Here is a 1,719-nt window from a genome sequence, read left to right as displayed (position 1 = left end):
GCGCCGAGCACGGCGTCGGCGCCGAGCACCCGGCGGGCGGCCGCCACCGGCAGGTCCTCCGCGCCGACGTGGCCACCCGCGGCGTCGACCGCCAGCGCCACGTGCAGCCGGTCGTTGACCAGGCAGGTCGCCCCGTACGGCCGGCACAGCCCGACCACCCGGCGGGCCAGCTCGTACGCCTCCCGGTCGGTGGCGTCGTCCTCGACCCGGACCTGGACGACCAGCTCGGCGCGGGCCACCGGCAATGCGGCGCGCAGCACGGCGAGGGGGTCCCGCCCCGGCCGGGTGTCGGTGATCAGATGCAGTCGTCCCAGGGACGGCACGGCAACTCTCCTCCCTGCGCCGGCATTACCCGGATCAGGTTCGACGGTCGGGGGCTTCCAGCCCCCCTCTCAGCCCGGTGGCACCGGGCTCCCGTGGGTCACTTGCGGCCTACCGTACGACGTGGGCGCGGATCCGCCAAGGGGCGGGTGGGGAATTTCCCACCGACCGTCCCGGATGGAGAATGGGACAGCCGGTGATCTCCCGATCACGTCATGCTGTCCGGATGCCCTCGTCCGCCCACGTCCCCCGCCGGCTCGCCTTCCTGCCGTTCCGCGGCAGCGCCGCCGTCGGCGAGGGCCTCCTGACCCGGGCGATGCTTCACGGCCCGGCCTGGCGCCGCCTCCTGCCCGACGTGTACGTGCACCGCGACGGCCACCGCCCCGACGACCATCGCATGTGGTGTGACGCCGTGGCACTGCGACTGCCACCGGGCGCCGCCGTCGCGGGGCGCAGCGCCGCGTACCTGTGGGGCGCCGACCTGCTCCCCCGGGACGCGCCGGTCACCGTGCTGATGCCCCGGGCCGCCCGGATGCGGCCACACCCCCGTGTGCGCCTCGTCCGCTCGGTGCTGCCGGAAGCCGACCGCACCCGCTTCGCCGGGCTGCCGATCACGACGGCTCTGCGTACCGCCTTCGACCTCGGCCGGCAGGGTCCGCGCGTCGACGCGCTGGTGGCCGTAGAGGCGTTGCTGCACCGGCGGGTGGTGAAGCTGCCCGCCCTCCGGGCCTATACGGCGGCGCGTCCCGGCTGGCCCGGCGCGGCGCTGCTCCGGGAGGTGCTGGCGCTGGCGGAGCCCTTGAGCGAGTCGCCGATGGAGACCCGCCTCCGCCTGCTCCTCCTCGACGCCGGCCTCGGTCCGCTCACCGCTCAGCACGGCGTGCGCGACGCCGCCGGGCGCTTCGTCGCCCGCGTCGACCTGGCCTGGCCGGCGCTCCGCGTCGCGGTCGAGTACGACGGCGACCACCACCGCGAACGCGCCCACTTTCGCCAGGACGTGGCCCGCCTCAACGCCCTCCGCGCGGCCGGCTGGCTCGTCCTCCGCTTCACCGCCGACGACGTCCTCCGCCGCCCGCGCGCCACGGTCGCCCTGGTCCGCCAAGCCCTCCACGAGCGCGCCGCCCACTGACCGCCGACCGTCGGTGGAACGCCACATAGGTCAAACCCGCCCGGTGACCTAAATAGCGTTCCACCGACGCCCCGCCGCGCGCAGCGCGCGGGGGCAGCGACGGCGCGGCACCTGGTGCGGGGGCGGACAGCGCGCTGCCCCGGTGCCGGTGGGTGGCGCCGGGGCAGTGTGGGTGGGACGCTCCTATGCCGCGTCAAGTGGTTGGGGTGGGGTTTCGAGGCGGCGGTAGAGCTCTCGGGTGATGTAGCGCTTGAGGCAGCGTTTGATCT

Annotated in this window: 2 protein-coding genes and 1 riboswitch; of the genes, one reads left to right on the top strand and one right to left on the bottom strand. The window is 75.5% G+C overall.

The features are described 5' to 3' along the window. Positions 1-323 (bottom strand): thiamine phosphate synthase (locus ABZV78_RS31710; RefSeq protein ID WP_355644541.1); only part of this gene is annotated, 323 nt, incomplete at its 3' end. Further along, a riboswitch (TPP riboswitch) is annotated at positions 318-427 on the bottom strand. (Overlaps the previous gene by 6 nt.) 120 nt (positions 428-547) lie before the next feature. On the opposite strand from ABZV78_RS31710, the gene ABZV78_RS31705 reads away from it, so the two are divergent. Next, on the top strand, positions 548-1,450 hold the full coding sequence (locus ABZV78_RS31705; protein ID WP_355644539.1) for a DUF559 domain-containing protein: 903 nt from the start codon (positions 548-550) through the stop codon (positions 1,448-1,450). Positions 1,451-1,719 lie beyond the last annotated feature (269 nt).

This window comes from Micromonospora sp. NPDC004540 (assembly GCF_040610095.1).
GTDB lineage: Bacteria > Actinomycetota > Actinomycetes > Mycobacteriales > Micromonosporaceae > Micromonospora.
The sequence above is the reverse complement of the archived record's forward strand: the minus strand, read 5'-3'. Positions and strand labels throughout refer to the sequence as shown.

Bases quoted from the DNA above. Each gene is read 5' to 3' on its own strand.
- ABZV78_RS31705 (WP_355644539.1), top strand. From the start codon at position 548: ATGCCCTCGTCCGCCCACGTCCCCCGCCGGCTCGCCTTCCTGCCGTTC.